The 15,215-nt window shown below is 71.7% G+C and carries 14 protein-coding genes; 8 read left to right on the top strand and 6 right to left on the bottom strand.

Annotation, left to right across the window (positions count from 1 at the left end; translation table 11 throughout):
* Nucleotides 1-31: 31 nt before the first annotated feature.
* The gene (locus tag ACGFMK_RS11760) at nt 32-2,362 is read left to right on the top strand and encodes a penicillin acylase family protein (protein ID WP_392761076.1); all 2,331 of its coding nucleotides are present in this window, start codon (nt 32-34) and stop codon (nt 2,360-2,362) included.
* A gap of 22 nt (nt 2,363-2,384) precedes the next feature.
* On the opposite strand, the gene ACGFMK_RS11755 is transcribed toward ACGFMK_RS11760, so the two are convergent.
* Entirely contained in the window at nt 2,385-2,954 is a 570-nt protein-coding gene (locus tag ACGFMK_RS11755; RefSeq protein WP_392760881.1) for a TetR family transcriptional regulator, read from the bottom strand.
* Nucleotides 2,955-3,041: 87 nt separating this feature from the next.
* Here ACGFMK_RS11755 and ACGFMK_RS11750 point away from each other — a divergent pair, with 87 nt between their 5' ends.
* A complete protein-coding gene (locus tag ACGFMK_RS11750) occupies nt 3,042-3,935 on the top strand; it encodes an SDR family oxidoreductase (protein WP_392760878.1) in 894 nt (297 codons plus the stop codon).
* Here the strand turns inward: ACGFMK_RS11750 and ACGFMK_RS11745 are convergent.
* Together ACGFMK_RS11745 and ACGFMK_RS11740 are read right to left on the bottom strand one after the other, a co-directional pair.
* Complete coding sequence (locus ACGFMK_RS11745) at nt 3,932-4,330, bottom strand: DUF4233 domain-containing protein (protein WP_392760875.1); 399 nt, start codon at nt 4,328-4,330, stop codon at nt 3,932-3,934. The genes ACGFMK_RS11750 and ACGFMK_RS11745 overlap by 4 nt on opposite strands.
* Complete coding sequence (locus ACGFMK_RS11740) at nt 4,327-5,982, bottom strand: bifunctional folylpolyglutamate synthase/dihydrofolate synthase (RefSeq protein WP_392760872.1); 1,656 nt, start codon at nt 5,980-5,982, stop codon at nt 4,327-4,329. Before ACGFMK_RS11740 ends, ACGFMK_RS11745 begins: the two co-directional genes overlap by 4 nt.
* Before the next feature lie 74 nt (nt 5,983-6,056).
* Here ACGFMK_RS11740 and ACGFMK_RS11735 point away from each other — a divergent pair, with 74 nt between their 5' ends.
* Both ACGFMK_RS11735 and ACGFMK_RS11730 read left to right on the top strand, forming a co-directional pair.
* Nucleotides 6,057-6,686, top strand: coding sequence for a class I SAM-dependent methyltransferase (locus ACGFMK_RS11735; RefSeq protein WP_392760869.1), 630 nt, complete (start codon nt 6,057-6,059; stop codon nt 6,684-6,686).
* Between the two features lie 86 nt (nt 6,687-6,772).
* Nucleotides 6,773-7,648 carry an SGNH/GDSL hydrolase family protein gene (locus ACGFMK_RS11730; RefSeq protein ID WP_392760866.1) on the top strand — a complete coding sequence of 292 codons (876 nt, stop codon included), beginning with the start codon at nt 6,773-6,775 and terminating at the stop codon, nt 7,646-7,648.
* 61 nt (nt 7,649-7,709) lie between these two features.
* On the opposite strand, the gene ACGFMK_RS11725 is transcribed toward ACGFMK_RS11730, so the two are convergent.
* Together ACGFMK_RS11725 and ACGFMK_RS11720 are read right to left on the bottom strand one after the other, a co-directional pair.
* Nucleotides 7,710-8,498 (bottom strand): alpha/beta fold hydrolase, encoded by a 789-nt coding sequence (locus tag ACGFMK_RS11725; protein ID WP_392760863.1) that lies wholly within the window; start codon nt 8,496-8,498, stop codon nt 7,710-7,712.
* 11 nt (nt 8,499-8,509) lie between these two features.
* Nucleotides 8,510-9,277 carry an alpha/beta fold hydrolase gene (locus tag ACGFMK_RS11720; protein WP_392760861.1) on the bottom strand — a complete coding sequence of 256 codons (768 nt, stop codon included), beginning with the start codon at nt 9,275-9,277 and terminating at the stop codon, nt 8,510-8,512.
* A gap of 120 nt (nt 9,278-9,397) precedes the next feature.
* On the opposite strand from ACGFMK_RS11720, the gene ACGFMK_RS11715 reads away from it, so the two are divergent.
* Entirely contained in the window at nt 9,398-10,270 is an 873-nt protein-coding gene (locus ACGFMK_RS11715) for a LysR family transcriptional regulator (protein WP_392760859.1), read from the top strand.
* A gap of 236 nt (nt 10,271-10,506) precedes the next feature.
* Here ACGFMK_RS11715 and ACGFMK_RS11710 read toward each other — a convergent pair whose 3' ends face one another.
* Nucleotides 10,507-13,128, bottom strand: a complete 2,622-nt coding sequence (locus tag ACGFMK_RS11710) for a valine--tRNA ligase (protein WP_392760857.1) — start codon at nt 13,126-13,128, stop codon at nt 10,507-10,509.
* A 56-nt stretch (nt 13,129-13,184) separates the two neighbouring features.
* On the opposite strand from ACGFMK_RS11710, the gene ACGFMK_RS11705 reads away from it, so the two are divergent.
* From ACGFMK_RS11705 to ACGFMK_RS11695, 3 genes are all read left to right on the top strand, one after another.
* On the top strand, nt 13,185-13,493 hold the full coding sequence (locus ACGFMK_RS11705; RefSeq protein WP_392760854.1) for a hypothetical protein: 309 nt from the start codon (nt 13,185-13,187) through the stop codon (nt 13,491-13,493).
* Between the two features lie 50 nt (nt 13,494-13,543).
* Nucleotides 13,544-14,554 (top strand): hypothetical protein, encoded by a 1,011-nt coding sequence (locus ACGFMK_RS11700; protein WP_392760852.1) that lies wholly within the window; start codon nt 13,544-13,546, stop codon nt 14,552-14,554.
* A gap of 156 nt (nt 14,555-14,710) precedes the next feature.
* The gene (locus tag ACGFMK_RS11695) at nt 14,711-15,148 is read left to right on the top strand and encodes a MarR family winged helix-turn-helix transcriptional regulator (RefSeq protein WP_392760851.1); all 438 of its coding nucleotides are present in this window, start codon (nt 14,711-14,713) and stop codon (nt 15,146-15,148) included.
* The last annotated feature ends 67 nt before the right edge of the window (nt 15,149-15,215 follow it).

Here is a 15,215-nt window from a genome sequence, read left to right as displayed (position 1 = left end):
TCAGATGCGACCGTTCAGGAAAACCCTCGCTGTGTTGACGGCGGCACTCACCATCACCACGCTCGGTACCGGGATCGCGGACGCGGGACAGGACGGCGCCAAGGCCGTCCTCCGCTACACCGAGCACGGCATCCCGCACATCGTCGCGAAGGACTTCTCCGGACTCGGGTACGGGTACGGCTTCGCGGCGGCGACCGACAACGTCTGCGAGCTCGCGAACATCTACCTGACGGTGAGCGCGCAGCGTTCGAAGTACTTCGGCCCGGAGGGCGGCGGCTACCCGTCGCTGTCCGAAGCGGGCGGCAACCTGCACAGCGACCTGTTCTTCCAGCAGCTCAACGACTCCCACGTCGTCGACAAGCTGGTCGCGCAGCCCGCGCCGCTGGGGCCGCGGCCCGAGGTCCGCGAGATCGTCTCCGGGTACGTCCGCGGCTTCAACGCCTATCTCGCCCGCACCGGCCGGGCCGGGATCTCGGACCCCGCCTGCCGCGGTGCCGGCTGGGTGCGACCGATCACCGAGCAGGACTTCTACCGGCACTACTACGCCATCGCGATCACCGGCGGGCAGGGCGTCTTCACCGAAAGCCTCTTCACCGCGCCGCCGTCCGGCGCGACACCGGCGCCGGGCACGGCGGACCAGCTCTCGGCGAGCGTCCGGCAGGCGCTCGGCGGAAGCGGCCTGGGCAGCAACGGCCTCGCGATCGGCGCGGACAGCACCGCCGCGGGCCGGGGCAGCGTGCTGCTCGGCAACCCGCACTACCCGTGGCAGGCCGGGCGCCGGTTCTGGCAGAGCCAGCTGACCGTCCCCGGCCGGTTCGACGTGGCCGGCGCGAGCCTGCTCGGCATGCCGTTCGTCCAGATCGGGCACACCGCGGACGCCGCGTGGACGCACACGGTGTCCACCCCCGTCACGTTCGGCTTCTTCGAAGTGCCGCTGCGAGCGGGCGACCCGACGACCTACCTGGTCGACGGCAAGGCGGAGAAGATGACGTCCCGCGACGTCACGGTCCAGGTGCGCCGGGCCGACGGCTCGCTCGAGCCGGTCCGCCGGACGTTCTGGTCGACGCGCTACGGGCCGGTGATCGGCGACTTCCAGGGCATTCCCCTGCCGTGGACGGCGAAGTCGGCGTACACGGCGCGCGACGCCAACGCCACGAACCTGCGCGGCCTCAACACCTGGTTCGAGCTCGACCAGGCCCGCAGCACGGCCGACGTCTCGCGCGCGCTGAGCAGCACCCAGGGCGTGCCGTGGGTCAACACGATCGCCACCGACCGGGCCGGCAACGCGCTGTACTCGGACGTCCAGGTCGTCCCGCACGTCACCGACGAACTGGCGAAGACGTGCGGCACTCCCTTGGGGCAGCAGACGTTCCCCGCGGCCGGACTGGCTATTTTGGACGGTGGGAAGTCGTCGTGTGGCTGGGGTGCCGACCCCGGCGCGATCGAGCCGGGCATCTTCGCGCCCTCGCGGCTGCCCCAGCAGCAAAGCCGGGACTACGAGCTGAACACCAACGACAGCGCCTGGCTCGCGAACGCGAAAACCCCGATCACGGGCTACCCGCGGATCGTCGGCGACATCGGCACCGAACGTTCTCCGCGCACGCGGGAAGCGTTGCTCACGGCGGAAAAGGGCGGCTTCACCACGGACTCGATGAAGCGGATGCTGTTCACCGACCACAGCCTGCTCGCCGACCTGACGGCGGCGGACCTGGCGAAGCTGTGCGCGTCGCTGCCCGGCGGGCAGGCGCCGTCGTCGTCCGGCCCGGTGCCGGTCGGGCCCGCCTGTACGGCCTTGGCGAGCTGGGACCACACGTACTCGCTCGACAGCCGGGGATCGCTGCTGTTCCAGCGGTTCGCGGCCCACCTCGGCGGCCTGCCGGCGCGGTTCACCGTACCGTTCGACCCGAAGGCGCCGCTGACCACACCGAACACGCTCAACACCGCGGATCCCGGAGTGCAGAAGGCGTTCGGCGATGCATTGGCCGACCTGCGCGGAGCCGGCCTTCCGGCCGACGCGGAGCTGCGGGACGGCCAGGCCGTCACCCGTAACGGCGAGCGCATCCCGATCCACGGCGGGCCGGGTTTCCTCGGCGTGCTCGACGTCGTGACGCCGCAGTGGGATCCGGCGCGCGGGAACACCGAGATCGTGCACGGGTCGAGCTACATCCAGGTGGTCGGGTTCAGCGGGCGCGCGTGCCCGGACTCCTCGACGTTGCTGACGTACTCGCAGTCGGCGAACCCGAAGTCGCCGTACCACAGCGATCAGACGAAGCTCTTCAGCCGGGGCGAGTGGGTGAAGGAACGCTTCTGCGAAGCCGACATCCTGCACTCCCCCGCGCTGCGAGTGGTCGTGCTGCGCTGACGTCCGCGGCGAAGGCGGGCGCTCAGGCGCCCGTCTTCGCCGTGAGGCCGCGGAGATCGGCGAAGGCTTCGTCCAGGTGCTCGTCCAGGTCTCGCGACGAGTCGTCGAGCCAGGCCTGGATGGCGTGGTGGCACGTGGCCCAGCCGGTCTGGGCGGCCAGCCCGGCCAGCCGGTCGCCGACTCCGCGCTGCCGCAGCGCTTCCGTCAGCGCTTCGCTGAGGTAAGCGTGCTTGGCCAGTTCGCGCTCGCGCAGGGCCGGCGTCGCGGCGATGACGGCCATGCGCGGTTCGGAGAACGGGCGGTTCCCCTCGAGGATCTCTCCGGCCTTCCGGAACGCGCGGAGCAGGACTTCGAACGGCTCCAGGCCGTCCGGTGCCTCGGCCACCTCCCGCACCATCGTGTCCCGCAGCGCGGCTTCACCACCGAACAGCACTTCGCGCTTGTCCGGGAAGTGCCGGAAGAACGTGCGCTCGTTGACGCCCGCGCGGGCCGCGATTTCGGCCGTCGTCGTCTGGTCGAACCCGCGTTCGCCGTACAGCTCCAGGGCCGCCTGCTGCAGACGGCGGCGCGCTTCTTCTCCGCTTCGGGGCACCCCGTGAGCCCACCCGGTAGCGCCAGTGACTGACGCTACGCGGTACGGTTCGTAGTGTCAGTCACTGGCACTACGCGGGAGAGTCCCATGCACGTCTTCGTCACCGGCGGTTCCGGCCTGACCGGCCCCGCCATCGTCACCGAGCTTGTTTCCGCTGGTCACAGCGTCACCGGCCTGGCCCGTTCGGACGCCTCGGCCGCCCGGCTCGAGGCGCTGGGCGCCACCCCGCACCGCGGCTCGCTGGACGACCTCGACAGCCTGCGCGCCGGCGCCGAGGCCGCCGACGGTGTCCTGCACATGGCCTTCGGCGGCGACTTCGCCGACCCCGACGACATGATGCGGCGCGACCGGACGGCGATCGAAACGCTCGGCCAAGCGCTGGCGGGTTCCGGGAAGCCGTTCGTCAGCACGTCGGGCACGCTGGTCATGCCCGCCGGCCGGGAGAGCACCGAGCGGGACGAGCCCGACACGACCGGGCGCGCCGCGTTCCGGATCCCCGGCGAGCGGGCCTGCCTGGCCTTCGCCGGGCGTGGCGTGCGGTCGAGCGTCGTCCGGCTGGCCCCGACCGTGCACGGCCCCGGCGACTACGGCTTCATCGGCAAGCTCGTCGACACCGCGCGCAAGACCGGCGTCTCGGCCTACGTCGGCGACGGCGGCAACCGGTGGCCCGCGGTCCACCGCCTCGACGCGGCGGTGCTGTTCCGCCTGGCTCTGGAGCAGGCTCCCGCCGGCAGCGTCCTGCACGGTGCGGCCGAGAACGTCGTCTTCAAGGACATCGCCGAGACGATCGCTCGCGGTCTCGGCCTGCCCACGGCCGCGCTGACCCCGGAGGAAGCCTCGACGCACTTCGCGAGCCCGTTCCTGGGCGCGGCATACGCGTTCGACGCGCCTGTCTCCAGCGCGCTCACCCGGGAGCTGCTCGGCTGGTCACCGAGCCACCCCGCCCTGCTCGACGACCTCGAGCAGGGCGACTACCTCTAGGCCTGGGGTTGCTGCTGGCTCGCCAGGGTGCCGGCCGCCATCCGGCGGGCGACGTCCTTGCGCAGCCACAGCAGCCACAGCCAGACCGCCAGGAAGATCACACCCAGCACGGCGATCGCGGGCAGCCAGAACACCAGCGCGATCAGCACCACCTGCAGGGCGAGCAGCACCGGGACGGTCCACGGGCGCTTGACGAACCCGCACAGAACGACGTGCAGGAGCGCGACGGCCAGCACCGTCCAGCCGGTCGCCGTGCCGATGCCGCCGCCCAGCTTGTTCACCACCGGCAGCGCCAGCGCCACCGTGATGCCCTCCAGGATCAGCATCCCCGACATCACGCCGCGGAACCCCTTCATCGGGTCCTTCGGCTTCGGGGCCGGGGTTTCCTCGCTCACGACGGCTCCTTCCCGAACAGCGTGCGCGCCTCGCCCGCGGTGACGACCGAGCCGGTGACCAGCACACCGCCGCCCGCGAGGGGCTCTTCGGGGTCGTCACTGGTCTCCACCAGCGCGATCGCCGTCTCGACCGCGGTCTCCAGGTCGGTTTCGGCGACGACGCGGTCTTCGCCGAAGATCGAGTTCGCCAGCTCGTTGAGCTCTTCCAGCGGCATCGAGCGCGGCGACGAGTTGCGGGTGACGACGACGTCGGACAGCACCGGCTCGAGCGCGTCGAGGATGCCGCGGGCGTCCTTCTCGGCCATCACGCCGACGACGCCGACCAGGCGGCGGAAGGCGAACTCCTCGGCCACGGTCGCGGCCAGCGCGCGGGCGCCGTGCGGGTTGTGCGCGGCGTCGAGCAGCACCGTCGGCGCCGCGCGGACGCGCTCGAGCCGGCCGGGGTTCTCGACCTCCGCGAACGCTTCGCGCACGGCCTCGACGACCAGCTGCTTGTCCTTGCCCGCCCCGAAGAACGCCTCGACGGCGGCCAGCGCGAGCGCGGCGTTCGCGGCCTGGTGCGCGCCGTGCAGCGGCAGGAAGACCTCGTCGTAGACGCCGCCGAGGCCCTGCAGCTTCAGCATCTGCCCGCCGACGGCGATCTCGCGCTCGAGCACGCCGAACTCGCTGCCCGCGCGGGCCACCGCGGCGTCGACCTCGACGGCGCGGTCCAGCAGCACCTTCAGGACCTCGGGGTCCTGCTCGGCGATCACCGCGACGGAACCGGGCTTGATGATCCCGGCCTTCTCCTTCGCGGCGCCGAGGATGTCGGGGCCGAGGTACTCGACGTGGTCGAGGCCGATCGGCGTGATGACGGCGACCTCGGCGTCCGCGACGTTCGTGGCGTCCCAGGCCCCGCCCAGGCCGGCCTCGATGACGGCGGCTTCGACGGGCGCGTCGGCGAAGGCGGCGAACGCCATGCCGGTGAGGATCTCGAACTTGCTCATCGCCACGCCGTCGGCGGCGGCGCCGTCCACCATCGCCACGTACGGCGCGAGGTCGTGCCACAGCTCGGCGTAGCGCGCGGCCGGGATCGGGTGGCCGTCCAGCGCGATCCGCTCGGTGACCAGCTGCAGGTGCGGGCTCGTGTAGCGGCCGACGCGCAGGCCCATCCGGGTCAGCAGCGAGTCGATCATCCGGGCCGTGGAGCCCTTGCCGTTGGTGCCGGCCACGTGCAGCACCGGGTAGCCGCGGTTCGGCTCGCCCAGCAGCTGCACCAGCGCGGAGATGCGCGTGAGCGACGGCTCGATCTTCGTCTCCGGCCAGCGCTGGTTCAGCTCGGCCTCGACGGCCATCAGGTCGCGGCGGGCCTCCGGGCCGTCCGGGTGGCCGTACGCCTCGGGGGCGCCTTGGTCGTCGAGCTCGTGCAGCTCGGCGTCCTCGGCGGTGATCATGTCGGGCACCGGGCCGGTGGCGAGGTTGTCGCCCAGCTGGCCGATCCCGCCGATCCCGCCGCGCGAGCCGCCGCCCGCGTCGAACGCGGTGTCCCGCGCGTCCAGTTCCGGGTCGGTGTCGTCGTCGTCCTCGTACCCCTGGGCGCCCAGTTCGTCGACGCCCGCGAAGCTGTCCAGATCCGACAGGTCCGGCCTGCGACCTGTCTCATCCTGCGGCACTGAATCTCCTCCGGCCTGGGGTTTTCGCACTTGCCTTCCGAGTCTACGTGCGTGATTGGTGGCACTCTCGACGCATGCCGTTCAACCACAACGACCACTACCACCCGCTGCTGCTGGACCAGCTGCCGCCGGGGCCGGGGATCGCGCTGGACGTCGGCTGCGGCACGGGCCGGTTCGCGCGGCGGCTGGCCGCGACCGGGATGGCGGTGGAGGCGCTCGACGTGTCGGCGGCCATGGTGGAGGCGGCGTCGGGGCTCGGGTCGCCGGGGCCGGGCAAGATCGTCTACCGGCAGGCGGACGTCACCACCGACGACCTGCCGGAGCAGCACTACGACTTCGTCTCGTGCCTGGCGTCGCTGCACCACGTGCCGTTCACGACGGTCACCAAGCTGCGCCGCGCCCTGGTGCCCGGCGGGGTGCTCGTGGTGCTGACCCCGGCCCGGCCGAGCGGCCCGCGCGACTGGCTGCGGGAGGTGGCGGCCGTGCCGGCCAACGCGCTGGCCCGGCTGGTCGTCTACGCGGGCGAGCGGCTCAACGGCGGCGGGGACGACGGGCCGAAGGCGCCCACGCTGTCCCGGTTCCCGACGATCGGCGAAGTCCGGCGGGACGCCGCGCGCCTGCTGCCCGGGAGCACCGTCCGGCCGCTGCTGTTCTGGCGCACGCTGATCACTTACCGTGAGCCAGAGGACGATCACCCGTTGTGACACCACGGGCGGGTGAAGTCCGCCCCCGCACCACCCCGTGCTCGCTAGATGTGGAGGGAGTTTTCGCAGAACAGAACGGGGTCTACATGCGCATCACCCGGCTGGTCGCCGCCGTCGTCTCGGCCGCCATCCTGCTTCCCACGTCCGCCACCGCGGCGACGGCAGCGCCACGCTTCGGCCGCTACGTCGCGCTCGGCGACTCCTACACCTCCGGGCCGTTCATCCCGGTCCAGCGGACCGATCCGCTCGGCTGCGGGCGGTCGAGCGCGAACTACCCGTCGGTGCTGGCGGACACGCTCGGCGTCGTCGACTTCGAGGACGTCAGCTGCGCCGGGGCCGACACGACGAACCTGACCCGGCCGCAGTCCGTGCCGTTCAACGGCACCAACCCGCCCCAGCTGGGCGCGCTGCGGATCGACACCGACCTGGTCACCCTCGGCATCGGCGGCAACGACTTCGGCGTCTTCGGCAGCATCATCTCGACGTGCCCGGGCCTGCGGAAGGACGACCCGACGGGCAGCCCGTGCCAGGAGCACTTCACGGCCAACGGGGTCGACACGGTGAAGACGGCCATCGGGAACATCGAGCCGCGGGTCGAGGCCGTCCTGACCACCATCCACCAGCGCTCGCCGGGCGCGCGGGTGCTGGTCGTCGGCTACCCGCGGATCGCCCCGGCGAGCGGCTACTGCCCGGACATCCTGCCGTTCGCCGACGGCGACTACGCCTGGCTAAACGAGGTGGAGCAGAACCTGAACCAGGCCCTCCAGAACGCCGTCGACGCGGACGGCAAGGCCGCCTACGTCGACACGTTCGGCCCGTCGCGCGGGCACGACGCCTGCGCGCGCGGCGGCGCGGCGTGGATCAACGGCCAGGACCAGAACGTCTTCGTCGCGGCGGCCTACCACCCGCTGAAGGCGGGCATGGCCGGCGTGGCCGCGGTGGTGCTCAAGCAGGCGCGCTGACCGCGCGTGGAGGGGGCACCCTCATGGCGCTGAAGTCAATGAGGGTGCCCCTCACGGCTTTTCAGGACAGGAAGTCCAGGACCAGCCGGGCGAACTCGTCCGGCAGCTCGGCCGGGGCGCCGTGGCCGGCGTCGATCGTGGCGGCGCGGGCGCCGGGGATCGCCGCGAACAGCTCGCGCTGCTGCTCACCACTGACGATCCGGTCGTGCGCGCTGCCGAGCACCAGCGTCCGCGCGGTGATCGCCCCCAGCACCGGCCGCAGGTCGACGTGGCGGTCGGCTTCCGTCTGCCGGTCGGTGCCCGGCTGGATCAGCTTGGTCAGGTCCGTGACGAGCTGTTCGTGGCCGGCCGCGGTCGCCGTGGCCCAGTAGCGCGGGCCGAACGCCATCAGCGGCAGCATCCGGGCGAACGTCGCCGGGCCGTCGGCCAGCAGCTCCAGCCAGTAGCGGAATTCGGCGTCCTGGCGGAGGTCGGTGACCGGCCAGGCCGCGTGCAGCACGGCGGAGCGCACCCGGTCCGGGTGGGTGCCGGCCAGGTGCGCGGCGACGACGGCGCCGAGCGAGTGCCCGGCGACGTGCGCGGCCGCGACCCCGGCGTGGTCGAGCACGGCCAGCGCTTCGGCGGCCAGGTCGGCGACGTCGACGGGCCCGCCGTGGTCGGTGGTCAGCCCGGAGCCGGAGAAGTCCGGGGCGAGCACGGTGAACCGCTCGCGGGCGAGCGCCGTCAGCGGCCTCCACTGTTCGCGGGACGCGGCGGTGCCGTGGAGCAGGAGCAGCGCGGGACCGCTGCCGTCGACGTCGTAGTGCACGGCGGCATCCCCGCCGGCGAGGGTCACGGGGACCGTGGGCATGCGGTTCTCCTTCAGGCGAGGACGGTCCGGAGCGCGGCGGTGAACGCGCGGGGGTTCTCCTGGTGCGGGATGTGCCCGCAGCCGGCGAGGACGTGCACGCGCGCGCCGGGTGTGGCGGCCGCGCAGCTGCGCGGGACTTCCAGGGGGATCTCGGTGTCGAGCTCGCCGTGCAGGTAGGTGATCGGGACGGTCAGCTCCGGGAGCCGCGGCCGCGGGTCGTACTTCGTCACCTCGGTGAACAGGTCGTCGCTGTAGACGCTCGAGTCCGCCAGCTGGCGGACGGTCCAGTCGACCAGCGCCGGTGAGACACCCGGCGCGAACCAGTTCGGCACCCACTCGGCCAGGGTCCCGATGCGGTCGTCGAGCATCCGCTCGCGCAGGTCGAGGACCTTCTCCAGCATCGCGGCCGCCGGCCAGTAGGCCGGGCCGTCCACCGCGACGACCCCGCCGACGAGCCCGGGGCGCGCCAGGGCGAGTTCGGTGGCGAAGACCGCGCCGAACGACGAGCCGACGACCACGGGCTTCTCGAGGTCCAGCGCTTCGATCACGGCGGCGACGTCGGCGGTCAGGCCGTCGATCGTGTTGCCCTCGAGCGGGTGGTCCGACCGGCCGCACCCGCGCCAGTCGAGGGTGACGACGCGGTGGTCGCGCACCAGGTCCGGCAGGCACGACTGCCAGACGAGTCCGCTGGTCCCCCAGCCGTGCAGGAGGAGCAGCGCGGGGCCGTGGCCGGCGTCTTCGTAGTGCAGGCGGGTGCCGCGAACGTGCAGGTAGGGCATGTCCGGTTCCTTTCTTCCGGCTTCCAGCCAACCGCTCGGGCGCGGCTTTTCCGATGGGCACTCCGCTCCTACACTGATCACGAACGCTGATGAATGGGGCCCGCGGTGGAGCTAAGGCAGGTGCGGTACTTCCTGGCGGTCGCCGAGGAGCTGCACTTCGGGCGGGCGGCGGAGCGGCTGCACATCGTCCAGCCCGCGGTGAGCCAGCAGGTGCGGCGGCTGGAGCGGGAGCTGGGGGTCTCTTTGCTGAGCCGAACCACCCGGAGCGTGACGCTCACCGAGGCCGGGCAACGGTTCCTGCCGCACGCGCGGGCGGTGCTCGCGGCGGCCGACCGGGCCGCCGACTCGGTGGCGGAGTTCCGCGTCCCGGGCACGCTGGTCCGCCTGGGCACGAGCGAGGGGCTCGGCGACCGGCTCGATCTTTTGCTGAACGCGTTCGCCCGTCTCGCGCCCTCGGCCGCTTTGGAGCTGGTCCACGCGCCGACCACCCAACGACTGCAGCGCGTCCGCGACGGCTCCCTGGACGCCACGATCGTCCGCGGCTCCTGGCCGGGCGCGGGCCTCGACTTCACTCCCCTGTGGACGGACGAGGTGATGGTCGCCCTGCCGGCGTCTCATCCGCTGGCTGCTTGTGACGTCGTTTCTTTCGCTTCACTGGCTTCGCTGCCGGCTCGCCTGAGCCCGCCTTCGCGAAATCAGCCGCTGTACGACCTGGTGGTGTCGTGCTGCCGGGAGGCGGGCTTCGAACCAGTGCTGGGGAAGGACTTCACGACCGCGCAGGACACCTTGGGCACGCTCGGCTACGGCCGTCCACACTGGACGGTCTTCTACCGGGCGCACGCGAATCTGCTGCCGGTGCCGGGGGTGGTGTTCCGGCCACTGCGGGATCCGTCACCGGTGATGCCGACGTACCTGGCGACCCCGGCGGACCGGCGGGTGACTCCGGAGCTGGTGGCACTCATCGAAGCCGCGCGGGAGACCGAATCGCGCTGAGCAGCCCCCGTTTTCCACGCTACCGAAGGGGTACGACAGTCTCGGCCGGAGCGCAGGGCTCCGACGGCATCCGGTGTCGCGCACCCGAGGTTGCTGCGCCGATGCACGATGCACCCAATGTGGCGTTGGGTGCATCCCAACGCACCCAACGCCACATTGGGGCGCATTCCCTGCCACCGCCAAAGGGCACCCTGGAGGCTTCTCAGGTGATCAGCGGCAGTGGTCAGAGGCAGTGGTCAGGCGCTCGGGAGGGCCGCCAGGCGGGCGGTGATGCGGTCGATGTCGGCGACCGCCGTTTCCTTGCGGACCTTGATCTTGTCGATCACCGGGGCCGGGGCCTTCGCGATGAAGGCCTCGTTGCCCAGCTTGGCCTCCGTCTGGGTCAGCTCCTTCTGGGCCGCCGTCAGGTCCTTCTGGAGACGCTTGCGCTCGGCCTCGACGTCCACCGTGCCCGAGAGGTCCAGCTCCACCGTGACCACGCCGCCCGCCAGGGCCACCTCGAGGGACGCGCTCGCCGCGAAGGACTCCTCGGGCGCGGTCAGGCGCACCAGCGAGCGGATCGCCTCTTCGTGACCGTCCGCGTAACCGGCCAGGCGGGCCGCGACCTTCTGGCCCGGCTTGAGGCCCTGGTCGGCGCGGAAGCGGCGGATCTCCGTCACCAGCTTCTGGACGTCGGCGATCCGGGCGTCGGCCGTCGTGTCCGCGTAGCCCTCGAAGGCGACCGGCCACGAAGCGACCACCAGGGACTCGCCGCCCGTCAGGGCCGTCCACAGCTTCTCCGTGATGAACGGGATGAACGGGTGCAGCAAGCGCAGCACCGTGTCCAGCACGTGGCCGAGCACCGCCCGCGTCGATTCGACCCGGGAGGAATCCCCTTGGTACAGCTGGACCTTCGCCAGCTCCAGGTACCAGTCGCACAGCTCGTTCCAGGTGAACTGGTAGAGCGCGCCCGCCACCTTGGCGAACTGGAAGTCCTCGAACAGGCCGTCCACTTCGGACACCAGGGCACCGAGGCGGCCGAGGATCCAGCGATCCGACTCCGTCAGATCGGCAGCGGGCGGCAGCGGCGCGGCGACCGAAGCACCGTTCATCATCGCGAACTTGGTGGCGTTCCACAGCTTCGTGCAGAAGTTGCGGGAGCCCGCGGCCCACTCGTCGGCCAGTGCCATGTCCGCGCCCGGGTTGGCGCCGCGGGCCAAGGTGAACCGGGTGGCGTCGGCGCCGTAGGCGTCCATCCACTCCAGCGGGTCGATCACGTTGCCGCGCGACTTGGACATCTTCTTGCCCTGCGCGTCACGGATGAGACCGTGCAGGTAGACGTGGTCGAACGGCTGCTTGCCGTCCATCTGGTGCACGCCGAACATCATCATCCGGACGACCCAGAAGAACAGGATGTCGTAACCGGTCGACAGCACGCTGGTCGGATAGAACTTGGCCAGATCCTCCGAGGCGGCGGGCCAGCCCAGCGTCGACATCGGCCACAGGCCCGAGGAGAACCAGGTGTCCAGGACGTCCGGGTCCTGCGTCCAGCCCTCGCCCGTCGGCGGCTGCTCGTCCGGGCCGACGCAGACGACTTCGCCGTCCGGGCCGTAGAAGACCGGGATGCGGTGGCCCCACCACAGCTGGCGCGAAATCGTCCAGTCGTGCATGTTGTCGACCCAGTCGAAGTACCGCTTGCCCAGCTCCGGCGGGTGGATCTTGGTGCGGCCGTCGCGGACTGCGTCGCCGGCCAGCTTGGCCAGCTGCTCGACCTTGACCCACCACTGCAGCGACAGCCGCGGCTCGACGACCGTGTCGCACCGCGAGCAGTGCCCGACGGCGTGCACGTACGGCCGCTTCTCGGCGACGATCCGGCCGAGCTCCCGCAGCGCCGCGACCACCGCGGGCCGCGCCTCGAACCGGTCCAGGCCCTCGAACGGGCCCTTCACCGTGATCTCGGCGCGCTCGTTCATCACCGTGAGCATCGGCAGGTCGTGGCGGCGGCCGATCTCGAAGTCGTTCGGGTCGTGCGCCGGGGTCACCTTGACCGCGCCGGTGCCGAACTCCGGGTCGACGTGCTTGTCGGCCACGATCGGGATGCGGCGGCCGGTGAGCGGCAGCTCGACGGTGGTGCCGACCAGGTGCGCGTACCGCTCGTCGTCCGGGTGGACGGCGACCGCGGTGTCACCCAGCATCGTCTCGGCGCGGGTGGTGGCCACCACGATCGCGTCGTCACCGTCGCCGTAGCGGATCGACACGAGCTCGCCGTCGTCGTCGTTGTGGTCGACCTCGATGTCCGACAGCGCGGTCTGGCAGCGCGGGCACCAGTTGATGATCCGCTCGGCGCGGTAGATCAGGCCCTCGTCGAAGAAGTTCTTGAACACCGTCTGGACGGCCTTCGACAGGTTCTCGTCCATGGTGAAGCGCTCGCGCGACCAGTCGACGCCGTCGCCGAGGCGCTTCATCTGGCCGAGGATCCGGCCGCCGTACTCGGCCTTCCACTCCCAGACGCGCTCGACGAACTTCTCGCGGCCCAGGTCGTGGCGCGAGAGGCCCTCACCGGCGAGCTGGCGCTCGACGACGTTCTGCGTCGCGATGCCGGCGTGGTCCATGCCCGGCAGCCACAGCACCTCGTAGCCCTGCATGCGACGGCGGCGGCTCATCGCGTCCATCAGGGTGTGGTTGAGCGCGTGGCCCATGTGCAGCGAACCGGTCACGTTCGGCGGCGGCAGTACGATCGAGAACGGCGGCTTCCCCGACGAGGCGTCGGCCGTGAAGTACCCGGCCGCTACCCAGCGGTCGTACATCGGTGCTTCCTCGGCGGCCGGGTCCCAGGCACCCGGAAGGTCGGTGGTCTGCTGCGGAGCGTTCTCGGTCACAATGGACAAGTCTACGAACCCGTCACGGCGGGTCACCCAGGGGGAAGGCACTCGGGATGGCACAGCCTCAGCAACCGCAGGATCCGGACGACCGGCGCCTCGAGACGCACCCGGACCTGATGAACCCCGACTGGCAGCGCTACGCCGAACGGGACGCCTGGCTGGGCGCCAAGAAGGACCTGAGGAAGCGCCGCAAGCGCGACCGCCGGACCGGCGGCACCCAGCGGCCCGGCAGCAGCCGGTGGCCGGGGCTGCTCGCCCTGCTCCTCGTCGTCGTGCTGGTCGTGGCCGCCGTCGTCGTGAACCAGGTCCAGGGGGTCGGCGTCAACGAAGACCCGTTCATGTTCTTCGGCGTTTCCGCGTAACGAACCGCCCCGGCTGTCGATGATCAGGCATCGACAGTGGGGGAAAGCACGTGGACGAGGACGATCTGCTCGAAACGCACCCGGACCTGATGGACCCGGAGTGGCGCAAGCACGCCAAGACCGACGCCTGGCTGGGCGCGAAACAGGACCGCAAGGCGCTCCGCAGGCAGCGGCGGCGCACCCGCCCGCGCCGGCCCGGCCGCCGGTGGTGGGTGTTCGCCGCGTTCGTGGCGATCCTCGCCGTGACCACCGGGGCGATCGTGCTGGTCGGCCACCGGTCGCCGGTCGATGGCGCCGCGCCCCCGACACCGAACCCGACGCGGGTGTCGCAGTACGCGCACGTCGACCTGGCCCGGCCGTACGCCAACACACCGGCCGACACGTGGCCGAAGGGGATCGACGGCATCACCTCGCCCGCCCCGGCCGCCATCGGGTCGTTCAAGGCCGAAGCGGTCGCGGACGCCTACGCCAAGACCCGGCAGGCCATCACCGCCTCCGGGCTCGACCCCGCGGTGCTCTTCGCGCACGACCCGAAGGCCTTCCTCGCGCTGTTCGCCCCGGACCAGCGCGAACAGCTGGCACCGCGGCTGGCCCGGAAGCCGTCGAAGGACGACGGCGGCTTCTCCTCGTACCTGACCGAGATCGCCGACGGCTACCACCTGCTCGACGCCGGCCCCCGCACGTTCGGCACGCTCACCGCGCGGGCCGGCGACAAACCCGGCGAGCTGGCCGTGGACGCGAAGTACGTCATCGCCTACGCCTTCGACAACGTCCACCCCGAGTCGCTGACCAGCCCGAACGAGATCGTCAGCTTCCTGCGCGCCGACCAGACCTTCGTCGTCGCCACCGGCCCGACGGTCGCCGACACCAGCCACGGCCTCTGGATCGACGGCGGCCAGAGCGCGTATTCGGCGGTCGGCTGCGCCGCCGCCCGGGAGGGCTACCTGGCCCCCGGCTACGCGAACCCGCCGACCGGGCTGGGGACGGGCGGCGACCAGGACGCACCCGGCTACTACGACCCGAAGTACCCGGTGCCGACCCTGGACGGCTGCCCCGCCTGACCCGAATGCCGTGAGGGGCACCTTCAAGGACGTGTTGTCCTTGAAGGTGCCCCTCACGGCATTCGCCAGGTTCCGGCGGCCACGCGGGTCGGCGGGACGACACGGCGTTCATCACAGCCAGATGCACAGTCTGGACTGAACAGTTAAACTGTGTGCATGGGCGAAGTACCTGCACACGTGGCCGAGAGCGCCGGCTGGATCCGCGGGGTCGTCGGGCAGCTGCACCGGCGGCTGCGCCAGGTGGACAACGCCGGCATCCTGACGCCGTCGCAGTCCGCCGTGCTCAACCGGCTCCACCGCGAAGGCCCCGCCACGCAGGGCGAGCTGGCCGCCGCCGAGCACGTGCGGCAGCAGTCGATGGCCGCCACCCTCGGCGTCCTCGACGAGCTGGGTTACCTCGCCCGCACCCCCGACCCGGCCGACCGGCGCCGCGTCGTGATCAGCCTGTCCGAGGCCGGCATGTCGACCGTGCGCGGCGTCTTCCAGCACCGCGACGAGTGGCTCGCCCAGGCGCTGGCGGACGAGCTGTCCCCCGCCGAGCTCGAGGCCGTCACCCGCGCCCTGCCGCTGCTGCAGCGCGTCGCCCAGCACTGAACCGAAGGAGTTCTCACGACCACCGTCACCGCTCCCGCGAAGTTCGGCGCCCGCCTGGTCACCCCGC

The organism is Amycolatopsis sp. NPDC049252 (assembly GCF_043197175.1).
In the GTDB taxonomy this organism is placed as follows: Bacteria; Actinomycetota; Actinomycetes; order Mycobacteriales; family Pseudonocardiaceae; genus Amycolatopsis.
This window is presented reverse-complemented; position numbering and strand designations above follow the sequence as displayed.